Source organism: Aquimarina sp. TRL1, from assembly GCF_013365535.1.
GTDB classification, from domain to species: Bacteria; Bacteroidota; Bacteroidia; order Flavobacteriales; family Flavobacteriaceae; genus Aquimarina; species Aquimarina hainanensis.
The window spans coordinates 2,805,509-2,821,056 of the sequence record NZ_CP053590.1; the positions used below are offsets into that span (position 1 = coordinate 2,805,509).

The window sequence follows — 15,548 nt, forward strand, 5'->3', positions numbered from 1 at the left end:
AGATGAAAACACTTAGAAACGTTGGAATTGCAGGAACTGGATTTTATTTTCCGGAACAAAGAGTTAGTAATGACGATTTGAAAAAACATATGGCAACTTCTTCTTCTTGGATAGAAGATAAAATAGGTATCAAAGAAAGAAGAGTCGTAGCAGAAGATGAATGTTTGTCAGATCTGGCATATCATGCATCTAATGAAGCGATAGAAAAGGCAGAAATATCAGTAGACGATATTGATTTAATTATTGTTTGTGCCGTGAACCAGGATAAAAGAATTCCGGCAACAGCCAATATATTGCAGAAAAAGCTGAAAGCAAAAAATGCAGCTACCTTTGATGTAAATGTAGGAGGGTGTCCAGGGACTGTATATGCCTTGGTAATAGGACAACAATTTGTGACATCCGGGATGTATGATACTGTTTTGGTTGTTTCTGGAGAGGTGTACTCCAAACTACTGGATTGGTCCGACCGAAATATTTCCATGTTTTTTGGGGATGGGGTTGGAGCCGCTATATTAAAACCCTGCAAGCCAGGAAAAGGAATTTTGTCTTCTGTACTGGGAGCAGATAGTGAATGGGGAGCAGATAAGGTAGTGATGGAAGGAGGATCATTACATACCTATTCAGAACACCTTATCAAAGAAAACCGCCATAGAATTAGAATGGACAATCGAGAAGTTTGGAATTTTGGAACTACTATTTTTCCTAAAATCGTTAAAGAAGCTTCTGCCAAGGCAAATATAGAAGTTGATAAGCTGGATTTAGTAATACCTCATCAGGCTAATATCAATATGATTAAACACGGAATGAAAACATTGCGATTAGGAATGGATAAGGTGTTTACCAACTTAGAATACTATGCTAATACAGGAGCGGGCTCAGTAATTATTGCATTAGCAGATGCAGTAGCTCAAGAAAAAATAAAAGAAAATGATACCATTGCCTTAGCTTCATTTGGGGCAGGTTTTTCCTGGGGATCAGCCATTGTGAATTGGTGTAGTAAAGAAGACTTTATCAATTAGTCTTTTTTATTAAAAACAAATGTACAAACGTTAATAGATCATTATGGTAGCATCGAAAATATCCCAATTAGCTTATTACTTACCAACAGCAACCCTTAGCAATGAAGAATTACAAAAAGAATTCCCGGAACTGGATATAGATAAAACAGAATCCAAATTAGGAATAAAGAAAAGGCATATCAGTGCTCAGAATGAAACAGCTTTAGATCTGGCAGTCAAGGCTTCGGAGAATGTGTTGAGTAACTTTGATAAAGAAGCCATAGATTTTGTGATTTTATGTACGCAAAGTCCTGATTATTTTTTACCTACCTCCGCCTGTATTCTTCAGGATAGATTACAGCTAAAAAAAGATATTGGTGCGTTGGATTATAATTTGGGATGCTCCGGTTTTGTGTACGGATTAGCCATGGCAAAAGGATTGATCAAAGGAAATATAGCTTCGAATGTATTACTAGTTACCGCAGAAACCTATTCTAAGTATTTGCACAAAAGGGATAGAGGAAATCGCTCTATATTTGGTGATGGTGCTACTGCGACCATCATATCTTCCTCAGATAAAGAACAGATTATGGATTTTGTTCTGGGAACAGATGGAGGAGGAAAAGATAAGCTAATAGTGCATAATGGAGCCATGAGGAATTGTACGGAATTTGCAGCAGAAGAAGTGATCGACAAGTCTGGAAATATTACTTCCAGAAACCACCTGATGATGAATGGACCTGATATTTTTAATTTTACAATTAAGAATATCCCGCAGGCAGTTTCCCAATGTTTGTCCAAAAATAACATTACGCTGGAAGATATAGACTTTGTTATTTTTCATCAGGCAAATAAATATATTCTGGAATATCTGAGAAAAAAAACAAAGATTCCCGAAAGTAAATTTTATATCAACCTAGAAAATACAGGGAATACAGTTTCATGTACCATACCTATCGCAATACAGGATTGTCTGAACAGTAAGAAAATAAAAGCAGGAGATAAAGTCATGCTTGTAGGTTTTGGAGTTGGACTTTCCTGGGCAATGACTGTAGTAGAGATATAGTCTGTTATAAAATATCCCCATCACACTTTTACAAAAAAACACTAATTATAAAACACACATAAATGAAAGCAATGACAATTGATCGGTTTATTGAAATTATCAAAGATGACCTGGAACTGGCTAAAGATGAAAATGTACAATTAGATACAGAATTAGAATCATTAAGTAAGTATGATTCTATGTCAAAACTGTTTTTAATTACGTTAGCAGATGAACATTTTGATGTTCAACTAATGGCAGAACAAATCGATGGTTTAACTACAATTCTCAGCTTTGTAGAGTTGATTGGAGTAGAGAAATTCGAATTAGAGCACCCTCTAGCAGAAAACGCTGTAAGTTGATTGAGGTCTTGTATGTAATATTATTATCCATAGGAGTATAGGTGCTTTCTATGAAGTTTATCGCTCAGCTAATTATTCCCCTTTCTTTATAAAAATTCACACGTAAAAGGAATTCAATAGTATCTTTTTGATTCCTAAAATAGCAACATTGCTGTAACTTCTTAACTAATTTTTTTACACAGTGAAGCGAGTCATGAAAAAATAAGAACATCAAACATGATTACTTACTAAATAAGATTTAAACGCTTCGACATTTGTGAAGCAATATTTTATAGTAGTTGCCTTTGAGTATCTTGTGGGCTTGTCCCGTGATAGTTGATTTGGCGAGTTCTATGTGACTTCTAAAACAATTGTATAAACACATGAAACAAATAAAAACGATCATATGGATCGCCATACCAGTAGTATTATGTCTTTTTTCGACAGCTTCAACAGCACAGGATGCTACAGAAATAATAAAGAAAGCAGATCAAAAATGGAATGGGGAGAAATCCAGCCGGGGACAAATGACAATGACCATTGTACGACCTGAGTGGAAACGGACCATTGTTTTTAAAGTTTGGACATTAGGAGATGCCTATTCTATGACATTGATCACTAAACCGGCAAAAGAGGCAGGGCAAACATTTCTAAAAAGAGAAAAAGAGATGTGGAACTGGATGCCGTCCATTGGAAGGATGATTAAACTGCCTCCATCAATGATGGGTGATGGTTGGATGGGATCAGACTATACGAATGATGACATCTTAAAAGAATCTTCCATGGTCACTGATTTTGTACATACGATTATAAAAGAAGAGACAATTGATGAAATTCCTTGTTGGGTTATCGAAATGAAACCCAAAGAAGACGCTGCTATTGTATGGGGTAAGGTCGTTAAGTGGATTAGTAAGGATGAAGAATATCTAATGCTGAAATCAACATATTATGATGAAGATGATATCTTGGTTAAGACAGAATATGGGAAAGAGATTAAAGATATTGGAGGAAGAAAATTACCGACACGAATAGAAATCATTCCGGCAGAAAAAGACAATCAAAAAACAATTTTGATAACTAATGAGATCGAATTTAATATACCTATAAAGAGTGGGTTTTTCTCTCAGCAACAAATGAAACGATTAAGAAAATAAACTCCTGTATAGAAATAGGGAAACTATAAAAAAATCAATTAAAGTTATGAATGAATTATCCATGGCATGGAAAAACCTTTGGAGGAATAAAAGAAGAACTATAATTACGGTAGCTTCTATCTTTTTCGGGGTCGTATTGTCTACGGTTATGAGTTCTCTACAGGATGGAACCTATAGTAATATGATCAAGATGTCGGTCAAACTATCATCAGGTTATATTCAGGTTCAACATCCAAAATTTCATGAAAAAAAGTCGATTAATACTATTTTCTCTCCAACGGATACTTTTATATCTTCAATAGAAGAGGTTAAAACAGTAAAAACAATTACCAAACGACTAGAATCATTTGCCTTATTCTCATCAGAAGCCAATACCCGAGGTGGGGCGGTGATAGGGATAGAGCCATCAAAAGATAAAGAGACCTCTAACATACAGCATTGGGTATCAGAAGGAACATTTTTAGAAAAAGGAGATACAGGAATCTTATTGACCAAAAACACAGCAAAAAATCTGAAGGTTGGAGTAAAAGATACTGTAGTGCTGATCAGCCAGGGGTATCATGGGGTTTCTGCTGCAGCAAAATACCCTGTAAAAGGAATTATCACATTTTCGACCCCACAGATGAATAACCTGGGAGCTTTTGTCGATTTAAAATTAGCGCAACAGTTTTTTTCTGCCGAAGATAAAATCTCATCTATTATGATTATGGTAGATGATTATAATAGTGTTCCCTCTACAGTTCAACAAATAAAAGACTTATCCGATAATCAGTATAATGTGTTGGATTGGAAAGAAATAAACCCGGAAATTGTCCAGTTTATTGAGAGTGATAAATCCGGAGGGTTAGTAATGATCGGAGTGTTGTATATCGTTATTGGTTTCGGAATTTTTGGAACAATTATTATGATGGTAGCAGAGCGAAAAAGAGAATTGGGAGTAATGATTTCTATCGGAATGCAACGCATGCGATTATACACAATTTTGTTTTATGAAACCATCCTTATAGGAATTATAGGAGTTGTTGCAGGGTTTTTAGTAAGTGTTCCTGTTATATTTCTTTTTAGAAAGAACCCTATTAAGTTACCTCCTGAGCTAGCAGAAACCTATGCTCAATATGGATTCGAACCATATTTTTTCTTCGGAACGACTCCGTCTGTTTTTATGAATCAAATTTTTATCGTGTTTCTGATTACATTGATGATTTCTCTTTATCCGATTCTGAAAGTCAGAAAATTAAAAATAACAGAAGCCCTGAGGAGTTAAGTATCCCTTTTGGTAGTCGTATTATCCAGTAAAAAGGCAATTAAGGATGTCCTTTAACCCTAGCTAACAAAACTTAATAAATTATGATTTGGTCAATATCATGGCGAAATATTTGGCGAAGTAAAACCAGAAGTCTGGTGATTATTTCTGCAATTGCACTAGGCATATTTGCAGGTGTGTTTATCATTGCGTTTTTATACGGATGGGTGAATCAAAGAATAGATAATGTGATTAAAACGGAGGTGTCTCATATTCAGATTCACCAACGAGAATATATGAGAACAAATGATGTACATCGTTTTATTCCCTCTGCTCAGAAGGTAAGAGATGAGATCCTGGAAGAAAAAGAAGTACAGGGAGTGTCAGCAAGATTAATTAGCAATGCAATGATTGCTTCGGCAGAGTCAAAATCAGGAATTCAACTGATAGGAGTTACCCCTGAAGAAGAACAAAAAGTTACAGATCTGCATACTAAAATCGTAGCAGGGAAGTATTTTGAAGGGATTAAAAGAAACCCAGTCGTAATTGGGCAGAAATTAGCCAAAAAATTAAATGTAAAGCTTCGCTCTAAGATTGTACTGACCATTTCAGAATTGGATGGAACACTCACCAAAGCGGCTTTTAGAATTGCAGGAATATATAAAACATCAAATACGGCTAATGATGAGTTAAAAGTGTATGCTTTAGCAAAAGATATGAAAAAAGTGATTAAAGCAGAAGGAGAAATAACACACGAAATAGCCATTTTGCTCAATAAGAATAATATAGAGAATAAGGTGGTACAACAGTTACAGAACAAATTCCCTCAGTTAGAAGTGGCTCCCTGGACAACATTGATTCCCGAAATAAAAATGATTAACGAGAATATGAATGTAATGACATATGTTTTTGTAGGAATTATTTTACTGGCACTTGGTTTTGGAATTATAAATACCATGTTGATGGTCATATTAGAACGAATAAAAGAACTGGGAATGATCATGGCAATAGGAATGAATAAATTAAAAATATTCTTAATGATCGTCGTGGAAACAGTATATCTGGCAATAGTAGGAGGAAGCATAGGGATTGTATTAGCAGTAATATTGATAACCATTACCCATAAAACAGGGATTGACTTATCAGTATGGACAGAAGGTTTACAAGCAACAGGATTTGATACGATCATCTATCCGGAAATTCAGTTAATGGAAGTGTTGAAGGTTGCTCTTCTGGTAGTGATCACGGGAATTATAGCCTCCATCTATCCAGCTAGAAAAGCTATTAAACTGAATCCTTCCGAAGCATTAAGAGTAGATTGAGGAAACGATTAGGATACATGTAATTGAATAAAGGAGCAGAAAGGATTATTACATGAAATAAGCCATAACAATTATGTGGATATCCGCGGGTATGATGATATGGCATTCCATCTGACCAATAAAAAACAATAAATATAAACAGATGAAAGTATTAGAAATAAAAAATCTGGTCAAAGTATATAAAAATGCAGAAGTAGATGTTCACGCAATTGATGGAGTAAATTTATCGTTTGAGGAAGGGGAGTTTGCCGCTATTGTAGGACCGTCCGGTTCCGGAAAAACATCTTTGTTAAACATGATTGGAGGGTTAGATACCCCAACAGACGGCGAAATATATGTCAATAAACAAAATATAGTTTTGTTAAGTCCATCTAAACTGATAGATTTTAGACTACATAATATCGGGTTTGTATTTCAGTCATATAACTTGATCCCTGTACTTACAGCAAAAGAAAATGTAGAGTTTATAATGGAGCTACAGGGAAAGAGTAAGCAGGAAAGGAAAGAAAGATCTATAGAATTATTGACTGCAGTAGGTCTGAAAGAAAGAATAAATAGCAGACCATCTAATCTATCAGGGGGGCAACAACAACGAGTAGCTGTAGCTCGGGCATTGGCATCAAAACCAAAGTTCGTTTTGGCAGATGAACCAACCGCAAATCTCGATTCCAAATCCACAGAAAATTTGTTGAATATCATGGAACAATTAAATAGAGAAGAAGGCATTACATTTATATTCTCTACACATGATCAACGAGTAATTAATAAAGCGAGAAGAGTCATTACTGTTGAAGATGGAAAAATCGTATCAGATGAACGAAAAACACAAGCTAAGAAAATAAACAGGCAATTAGAATCCTTTGCATAAAACATCTTTGATGAAAAGCAGTTGGCTAGTATTCCTTTTTATAGGAAGTATTACTCTTACCTCAGCACAGGAAAAGAAAACCATATTTTCTACGATGGATGTAAACGGGTATCTAAAATATATGAATACCAGTATGTTTACAAAAATAGATTCTACCTGGGTCGTAGATAATTTAGTACACAATCGGTTGAATTATCTATGGGATATAGCAGATAATCTTACTGTAAAAGCAGGGATGCGTAATCGGATTATTTATGGAGATATGGTTAGGTTGAATCCCGATTACGCCGCTTCACTAGAGGCAGATACCGGGTATTTTCATTTTTTGACAAACAACCTTAGTGAAGGAGAATCATATGTGATAAATACCACTTTTGATAGAGCATTTTTGGAGTATTCGTATAAAAATATAACAATAAGTGCGGGAAGGCAAAGAATTAATTGGGGGCAGAGTATGGTTTGGAATCCGAATGATATTTTTAATTCGTATTCTTTTTTTGATTTTGATTATGAAGAAAGACCGGGAAGCGATGCTGTCAGGGTACAGTACTATCCTGATTATACTTCAGTGACAGAAGCAGTGATAAAAATTGATAAAGATGAAAATATTACAATGGCAGGGTTGTATCGTTTTAATAAATGGGGATACGATATTCAGCTTATAGGAGGAGTTATAGATACGACAGATTATGTGCTGGGAGCAGGTTGGTCCGGAAACATAAAGAAGATGGGGTTTAATGGAGAACTGACATACTTTTATCCTCAGGAAAAAACAGAAAATACCTCAGCAGATGTTATAGCCTCTGCAGGGATTAATTATACATTTAAGAATTCAGTTACCGTTACAGCAGAAGGAAATTATAATAGCTATTTTGATAAAATAGGCATAGAAGGAATTGCCGGCTTATATGCCGTTCCGTTATCAGTGAAGACTATTACATTTAGTAAGTTTTCCTGGTTTGGTCAGGTGTCTTATGCAATTAATCCATTACTGTCTGGAAGTCTGGCCTGTATCTACATGCCTTCATTAGAAAATGGATATTACATTACGCCCTCTCTTCAATATTCGATAAAAGATAATTTTGAGTTGTCATTACTGGGGCAACGATTTGAGATGACATTAAATCATCAGAAAAGCGAATCAAATCTTCTGTTTTTGAGAATGAGATGGAGCTTTTAGCATAATTAAATTACCGATTAGACTAAATTTTTTAGCACATGAAAATGACGAGCCTGAGAAAGGGAAATAAAGAGGGATCGTCTTTTTTAAATCCAAAAAACTAACGATGAAAAATATTTCAATAAAAGTAGCTACCTTTTTTCCAGAAGCTACAAAAACCTTTGCAGAATTAACAAGTGCATCAGAATATAAAGACTCAAAGATATTAGCAAATGGAATTCGTTCTGTACATACTTGTGATGAAGGAATATCGTCTACTGCATTATCTGTAAAGGCTTTTGAAAAACTAGTAGAAAGAGAAAATATAGATGCAGATAGCATTGATTGTGTTGCCTGGATTTCAGAAGGAGTAGATGACTATATCTATATGGATACTGCAAAGACATTCGTAGAAGATATCAAAGGAATTGTTGATGGCGAAATACATACATATCAGTTATACGGAGGAGCAGGAGGAACAATTCAAACCATCCAATTAATCAGTAATCAGATAATTGCTAATCCTAGTATAAATAAAGCAATTATTGTGACATCACTAATCTGGGGAGCACACTCAGAGAACAGACTCTTATATCCAACATATGTAGGAGATGGGACGGGAGTTATTGTATTAGAAAAAGACACGGTCCCCGATATGATTCAGGGAATTAAAGTGAGAACTCTAGAAGCCTATAATACTCCTTATGCAATTCCATACGGTGGAACTAGGCATCCAATTACACAAGAAGTAATCCAGCAAAATGCATTTAAGGTCGAAACCATCACGAAAGAACATCAAAATGGAATTCTAGATACCATTATTCAGGAAGCAAGTCTGATGATTAATGAATTATGTGAGGAGAATAAGTTTGATATTCATACACTTGACTATATAGGGATTTCAGGATTTCACCAGGATTATACAGTAGAACTGTTAAAGATGCTTCCAGCAAAGAAATTGATCGATCCTCTATCCGAAAAAGGATATCTGGGAAGTTTAGGCGTTTTTGAAATTTTACATCAGTTTTTGAATACTTCTAAAATAAGAGAAGGGAGTAAAATGCTGGTTATAAACCTTGGACTGGAAGGGAATTTAGAAGGGATGCTGATCCATAAACCTATTTCATTATAACCCAAAAAACAATATTTAGTTTGGAGACAGAAGTAAAAGCAGGTATCGCAGGAATAGGAATTTACATTCCTGATGAAAAAGTAAGTACTAAAGAAGAAGCCGCGAAGGTAGCATTACCGGGAAAAGTGTTTGAGAATATAGGGATTCGAACCATACATAAAGCCCCGGAAAATGAGCATCCGTCAGATATGGCAGTAAAAGCTGCTAAAAAGGCGATAGAGGATGCAGGAATTTCTGAAGAGGAGATCGATCTGATTATTGCTGTAGGTGTTTTTAAGGATTATTACCGGTGGAAAATGTCGAATAAAGTCAAGTATGAAATAGGAGCAAAGCGAGCTGCCACCATGGATGTGACAGGAGGCTGTGCCGCATACTATCAGGCGACAGAAATAGCAGCCAATCAAATTGAAGCAAACACTGGTATCAAAACAGTATTGATTACCTGTGGAGAAAAGCTATTTGGGTATGGATGGCCTACATTTTTGAGCTCTGGGGGGCAGTCAGTTATTTTGACAAAAGACCATCCGGACTTTAGGTATTTGAGTTTTGCAACTTCTAACCTGATTAAATACCACAAATTCGGTAAAATTCCCATAGGAGGTACACAGAAACCTTTTACAGAAACATCCGTTTGGAAAGATAATTTAATTGAGAATTTTGATGCGGATAAAGACCTGTATTACGATAAAGTAAAACCCATAGTATTTCAAAAGTTTTTAGAAGTAGCTACCATAGCCATGGACAGGATTGGAGTTTCTATAGATGATATTAGTTACATGGTTACCTTGACACAGCAGTATAATTTTCCGGATAAAATACTGGAAGTATTAGAGCGACCAGATTTGCCGACATCAAAAGAATATTCGGTAGACCTGGGACATTTTAGTGGAGGAGATAATTACATCTTATTAGATAAAGCCAGAAAAGACGGCAAAATAAAAAAAGGGGATCTCATCCTCAATATGGGATTAGGGGGAGTAGCTTGGTTTGCTTCCATTATTCAGTACTAAAGAAATATAGAATGATTGGTATAAAAGGATTAGGGTTATACATGCCAGATGCTGTAATTCCCATAGAAGAACTATTGCCGACGTTGAATGAAGATCAAAAAAAAAGAATCGGGGTTCAACACTCTATGCTAGAAGAGCAATACACCGCTACAGAAATGGCTGTAGAAGCATCAAAAAGAGCCATTGAAAAAGCAAATATTGATCCGTTGGAAATCGATTTGATTTTGAGTTGTCAGGCAGGATTACCAGACTATTTAGTATGGCAGACCGCAGGTAAAATACAAGAAGACTTAAACGCAAAACATGCTGGATTTATAGATGTTTATCAAGGGTGCTGCAGCTTTATAGCAGGAATGAGAATGGCAAGAAATACACTGCTGGCAGAAGAGAATATTAGAAACATTTTGGTATGTTCCGGAGAAAAATGGGAACATGTTATAGAAAATAGAGTTGTAGGAGGATATGTTTTTAGTGATGGGGCTTCTGCAGTATTGATGTCAAGAGGAGAGTCTAATAATATAGTCAAGGGATTTGGAGTGACAGGAAGAGGGGATTATGGAAATATTTCTAAAATGAAAACAGGACGAATTGACGGGCTGAAAGGAGATAATCCAGGAGATAAATATTATAATATAACAGGAGATAATCCAGAAGGATTAGAAGAGTTAAAAACAACCAATCTTCAGAATTATTTAGATACGGCAAATAAAGCATTGAAAGATGCTTCCTGTACTATGGAGGATATTGATTTCGTCATATTACCTAATGGGAGACTCGATTTTACCAATAAGTTAATACAGGCTTTTGGAATAGAACATGATAAAACCAACTATAAATATATAGCTACTACAGGAGATATAAGTTCAGCAGATGCGATGGTTAATTATCAGCGACTGTTAGAAGATGGTTCTCTTCAAAAAAATCAAAAAGTTTTGATATTGTCTCAGGGAGCAGGAATGACTTGGGCATCAACCATATTACAAGTGTAAATAAAATAAAAAAGCAATGAATAATGTTAGTATCATCGGATCTGGTTCCTATGTTCCGGAAAATATTGTAACAAATAAGGATCTCGAGAAGACATTGGACACCACAGATGAATGGATCGTCCAGAAAACAGGAATAAAAGAAAGGAGAATTGCTCCTGCAGATATGTTGACATCGGATATGGCTGCCTATGCTGCCAGAAACGCATTGAGTACGTATTCGATAAACCCGGAGGATATTGATTTGATTGTTTTAGCTACCAATATGTCAGATCACCTAAGCCCAGCTTGTGCTGTAAAAGTTCAGGAGAAAATAGGAGCTATAAATGCTTGCGCTTTTGATATAAGAGTTGGCGGATGTCCTGGAATTATTTATGCAATGTCTGTTGCATATCAATATATAGCAAGTGGAACTTATAAAACAGTCTTGGCACTTTCCGCAGATATGAACTCTAAAGTAGTGAATTGGGAAGATCGAAAAACCTGTGTATTCCTGGGGGATGGAGCCTCTGCTTTTGTACTTCAGCAAAGTGAAAGACCAGGAATTAAAAATATAAAATTACATACAAGCCCTAAAGGGTATTATGATGCATTTATTCCAGCAGGAGGTATTGCAGAACCGATCACTACCGATAATATAACATCCGGGCGACAGTATTTTACAATGAATGGAAGAAATATTTGGGAATATGCAACAACAGTATTTCCAGCAACAGTTCATGAACTATTAGAAGAAGGAAACCTGGATATAGAAGATGTTAATTTCGTGATTCCGCATCAGGCAAATCTGAATATTATAAAAGAAGGATTACGTCAGTTAGCTGTGCCTTTAGAAAAAACAATTATCAATATAGATCGCTATGCGAATACAGGAGGATCTTCTGTAGGAATTGCTTTTGCAGAAGGGATCGAAAAAGGAATCATAAAAAAAGGAGATACAATAATATTGGTAGCTTTTGGTGCAGGATACTCCTGGGGAGGAATGCTACTGGAACTACATTAAATACGATACCTATGATTACATGTATTGAAATATTAATAACGGTTATTAGTCATATATTTATTTGGCTATACAGTTTTTAGAAAAGATAAAAGTGTATGATTAAAATTTTCAGGATCATCCAGATTAGCAAAATGACCTGCGTTTTTTAATTCTTTTAATTCAAAGTTACCTCGTAAAAGAAAACAGGTAATTGTACTCTCCAGAACATTATTTATTTCATCATCCATATTCCCCCTGATGATCATAGCTCTTGTTCTGGATTTTTTTATGGTTTTGAGATAATTTATTTTTCGTAAATGTGGAATTAGATTCATCACGGTTAATGTTTGAGTAGCAGCGATCATATCCTTTATTTTTTGTTTGGAATATGGAGTTATTCCTGCAGCGTTAGATAAATGACTGAGCGTCTTTGTTCCAACTACCTGATAGACTAATTTAATAAGTCCGACGACAAAAGGGGATTTTTTTAGGTATGCAGTTGTACCGAAAGTTGTTAGTGAAAGTAATTTTTCCGGATATGATTTTAGCATTTCATAACCGATATTTCCTCCCATAGAGTTTCCTACGTAATGTATTTTCTCTATATGTAATTCTTGAAGCAATGTAATTAAGTCTTTGCAAAGCCTTTTTAATCTAAAATCAGAAATTCTCATTTTTTTTGGAGGAGAGGAATTCCCGTGACCTCTTAGGCTGACAGCAATTACACAATATGTCTCGTTAAAAAAAGGGTGTTGATACTCAAATTGACTTTGATTAGCACCTAACCCGTGAACAAATAAAATGGCTTGTCCATTTTTCTTTCCAGAGATAGTATACTCCAAATATATTTTTCCGAGATCAGCAATGTGTTTCTCCACTACCGTAGTCGTAGGGTCAAGTGTGGTTGGGGGATGTATTGTATGAGGCATGGTTATAAGAGTTTTAAGGTTTAAAACTACGTCTTTTTAGTGAGAAAAAGAATCAGAAAAAGGAAAAGAAAAGCAACCTTTTTACAAAACAAGCATCTTTTAGATATGTGATATTTCATTTTTTATAAAAAATGAATGAATAGGGGAAATTAAGACCTTGCCGTATATAAGTATTACGCTTCTTATATATGAATGCAAGGTTTTTTTGTGCGCATTGTTTTTTCAAAAAAAGAAAGGAAATCAACATATGTAAATGTATAGCGAATAAGGTTGAGGTACATTTGTCTCAAACAAAAAAGGCAATATCATTGAACTACTTTAATTTAATTTTGTTAGCATTTTTAGGAGGTGTTTTTTTGGCAATACAAGGGGCATTAAACGCTCGTTTGGGAGTGTTGTTAAAATCTCCTTTACTGGCAACTGTGATAGCGTATGGGGTAAGTGTGTTATTTGCATTGATTTGTGTGTTCTTCAAGAAAGGAACTTTGCCTACAGTTGGGACCGTTAGGAATATTCCATTTTATATGTGGTTTTCAGGAGGGGTTTTTAGTGTGGTTGGAATTTTGTTATACTACTATACAATTCCCAGATTAGGAGTTGGTACCATGATTTCTTTTGGACTTTGCGGTCAGCTAATTCTGGCAGTGATAGCTGGGCATTTCGGATGGCTTCAGTTACCAGAAGAACCGCTGACACTGAAAAAAATAATTGGAGTAGTAACGATGATTGTCGGAATAGTACTAATTAATATTAAATGAGAATGTTATGAATACAATGGAGAGAAAAAACATAGATAACTTAGTATCCATCTGGGAACTTGTAGGGAATCAATTTGAAGCATATAAAGATTCAGAAGAATATGCCTGTGTATTCATAGAAAATAGTAATTGGCCAAATAGATTATGGTTTAAGGAAAGAATAACGAAGACAGGTATTGAGAATGTAGAAAATCAATTGAAGAAAGTCGGAGCGCCAATGATACTTCCTTTTTGGGATTTGTATGATATAATTCCCTCTGATTTTTTTGACAAAAAAGGATATACAATTGCATTCGAACAAATAGCAATGTATTATACACTAGGTAATCAATTTACAGATACTATTGGAGTTACGCTCCACAAAGTCCAGACTGAGGAAGAAGCAAGTCAGTGGGCTATTGCATTTGAGAGTTCTTTTGGCTATCAGATCATGACCGAAATTGTATATAAAACAAGTGATAAGATAGCATACTATGTGGTAAAAGAAAATAAGCGCGTAGTAGGAACCGTATTATTGCATAATACAGAAGATGTGATGGGAATACATTCGCTGGGAATTTTACCTGAGGAAAGAAAAAAAGGGTATGCAGATCAAATCATGAAAAAATCATTAAATATAGCACAAGATCAAGGCTGCAAACATGCTGTTTTACAGGCTTCTTCAATGGGGAGATCACTATATCTCAGACTGGGATTTAAAGAACAATTTTTGATCAAAAATTATGAGTCTCTTAAGAGATAAAGAATAAAATGAAAGATATCTTTCATGAGCTTTAAAACGAATTAAAATCATGGAAAGATTAGATCATGTCCTGATCAGAGTTGATAATCTGGAAACGGGGATTGGCGACTTTAGAAAAGAAGGTTTTACAGTATATCCTGGAGAAAAAGGATATAATGCAATGATTTATTTTAAGGATCATAGCTTTATAGAATTAGTAGCTCCAAGTCGCTTTCCGGGAATATATACGCTTCTTGCCAGAATTGGTTTTTTCTCCTTATTAGGAACCGCATTTAGAAGAATAGGAACTTATGCTGTCTGGAAAGAGAGGTTCTTGGATTATTCCGTCTATAGTTCGGCAATAGAAAAACAACATACGGATGTACAAAATAGGTCATCAAAACTTCTGAAAATGAATAAGAAAAATAAAAATGGAGACACGATTTATTGGCGATTATTTGCCCCCAAAGAAAGAAGCTTCCCCTTTGTGATGTCTGATTATAGCCCGTATAAATACCCTGATAAAACTGCACATACTCATGATAACGGAGTAGAAGGAATTGAGGAACTAGTAATATCGGTGAACGAAAACCTGAAAAGTTATTTAGAAAGACTCAGTACTTTTTTTAATATTCGGTTATCTGACTTTATTGAGGGGGCTGAGATGCATTCATTAGTTACTTCTAATACCAGAATTACATATGTAATAGGAAACAAAAATAAGATTGTACGATTGGTTTTAAAAGGAGAGAATTCGCTTCCTGCTTTAGAAAAATATAAGGTTTTCGGTATAGGGGAAAAGAAGAGGAAATAGAAGATTATATGCTTTAATAGATGTAGGGAATGAATATAAAGTAAAAGACTTCTTTATTCATTGATCGAATATATAGATCTTTGTAA

At 35.1% G+C, this 15,548-nt stretch carries 16 protein-coding genes; 15 read left to right on the top strand and 1 reads right to left on the bottom strand.

Translation table 11 applies throughout. The features are described 5' to 3' along the window. Positions 1 to 2: 2 nt before the first annotated feature. The 12 genes from HN014_RS11310 (at position 3) to HN014_RS11365 (ending at position 12,261) form a co-directional block, all read left to right on the top strand. Positions 3 to 1,019 carry a 3-oxoacyl-ACP synthase III family protein gene (locus tag HN014_RS11310; RefSeq protein ID WP_176028982.1) on the top strand — a complete coding sequence of 339 codons (1,017 nt, stop codon included), beginning with the start codon at positions 3 to 5 and terminating at the stop codon, positions 1,017 to 1,019. 43 nt (positions 1,020 to 1,062) lie between these two features. Next, positions 1,063 to 2,064, top strand: coding sequence for a 3-oxoacyl-ACP synthase III family protein (locus HN014_RS11315; RefSeq protein ID WP_176028983.1), 1,002 nt, complete (start codon positions 1,063 to 1,065; stop codon positions 2,062 to 2,064). Between the two features lie 62 nt (positions 2,065 to 2,126). Next, a complete protein-coding gene (locus tag HN014_RS11320) occupies positions 2,127 to 2,405 on the top strand; it encodes a hypothetical protein (RefSeq protein WP_176028984.1) in 279 nt (92 codons plus the stop codon). A gap of 362 nt (positions 2,406 to 2,767) precedes the next feature. Beyond that, positions 2,768 to 3,538, top strand: a complete 771-nt coding sequence (locus tag HN014_RS11325; RefSeq protein ID WP_176028985.1) for an outer membrane lipoprotein-sorting protein — start codon at positions 2,768 to 2,770, stop codon at positions 3,536 to 3,538. A 46-nt stretch (positions 3,539 to 3,584) separates the two neighbouring features. Beyond that, a complete protein-coding gene (locus tag HN014_RS11330; RefSeq protein WP_176028986.1) occupies positions 3,585 to 4,802 on the top strand; it encodes an FtsX-like permease family protein in 1,218 nt (405 codons plus the stop codon). An 83-nt stretch (positions 4,803 to 4,885) separates the two neighbouring features. Then, the gene (locus HN014_RS11335; protein WP_176028987.1) at positions 4,886 to 6,103 is read left to right on the top strand and encodes an FtsX-like permease family protein; all 1,218 of its coding nucleotides are present in this window, start codon (positions 4,886 to 4,888) and stop codon (positions 6,101 to 6,103) included. A gap of 142 nt (positions 6,104 to 6,245) precedes the next feature. Continuing rightward, positions 6,246 to 6,971 carry an ABC transporter ATP-binding protein gene (locus HN014_RS11340; protein ID WP_176028988.1) on the top strand — a complete coding sequence of 242 codons (726 nt, stop codon included), beginning with the start codon at positions 6,246 to 6,248 and terminating at the stop codon, positions 6,969 to 6,971. 10 nt (positions 6,972 to 6,981) lie between these two features. Next, positions 6,982 to 8,151 (top strand): hypothetical protein, encoded by a 1,170-nt coding sequence (locus HN014_RS11345; RefSeq protein ID WP_176028989.1) that lies wholly within the window; start codon positions 6,982 to 6,984, stop codon positions 8,149 to 8,151. A 106-nt stretch (positions 8,152 to 8,257) separates the two neighbouring features. Next, entirely contained in the window at positions 8,258 to 9,262 is a 1,005-nt protein-coding gene (locus tag HN014_RS11350) for a hypothetical protein (protein ID WP_176028990.1), read from the top strand. A 20-nt stretch (positions 9,263 to 9,282) separates the two neighbouring features. After that, complete coding sequence (locus HN014_RS11355) at positions 9,283 to 10,272, top strand: 3-oxoacyl-ACP synthase III family protein (RefSeq protein ID WP_176028991.1); 990 nt, start codon at positions 9,283 to 9,285, stop codon at positions 10,270 to 10,272. Positions 10,273 to 10,283: 11 nt separating this feature from the next. After that, positions 10,284 to 11,261: a 3-oxoacyl-ACP synthase III family protein gene (locus HN014_RS11360; protein WP_176028992.1), complete on the top strand. Its 978-nt coding sequence runs from the start codon at positions 10,284 to 10,286 to the stop codon at positions 11,259 to 11,261. A 16-nt stretch (positions 11,262 to 11,277) separates the two neighbouring features. Then, positions 11,278 to 12,261, top strand: a complete 984-nt coding sequence (locus HN014_RS11365) for a 3-oxoacyl-ACP synthase III family protein (protein ID WP_176028993.1) — start codon at positions 11,278 to 11,280, stop codon at positions 12,259 to 12,261. Positions 12,262 to 12,326: 65 nt separating this feature from the next. Here HN014_RS11365 and HN014_RS11370 read toward each other — a convergent pair whose 3' ends face one another. Further along, a complete protein-coding gene (locus HN014_RS11370) occupies positions 12,327 to 13,169 on the bottom strand; it encodes an alpha/beta fold hydrolase (RefSeq protein ID WP_176028994.1) in 843 nt (280 codons plus the stop codon). Between the two features lie 308 nt (positions 13,170 to 13,477). Between HN014_RS11370 and HN014_RS11375 the strand changes: the two genes are divergently transcribed. From HN014_RS11375 to HN014_RS11385, 3 genes are read left to right on the top strand one after another with little or no spacing between them, the layout of a single operon-like run. Continuing rightward, the gene (locus tag HN014_RS11375; protein WP_176028995.1) at positions 13,478 to 13,927 is read left to right on the top strand and encodes a DMT family transporter; all 450 of its coding nucleotides are present in this window, start codon (positions 13,478 to 13,480) and stop codon (positions 13,925 to 13,927) included. Between the two features lie 7 nt (positions 13,928 to 13,934). Further along, the gene (locus HN014_RS11380) at positions 13,935 to 14,669 is read left to right on the top strand and encodes a GNAT family N-acetyltransferase (protein ID WP_176028996.1); all 735 of its coding nucleotides are present in this window, start codon (positions 13,935 to 13,937) and stop codon (positions 14,667 to 14,669) included. Between the two features lie 49 nt (positions 14,670 to 14,718). Then, on the top strand, positions 14,719 to 15,462 hold the full coding sequence (locus tag HN014_RS11385) for a VOC family protein (RefSeq protein ID WP_176028997.1): 744 nt from the start codon (positions 14,719 to 14,721) through the stop codon (positions 15,460 to 15,462). Positions 15,463 to 15,548: the final 86 nt, after the last annotated feature.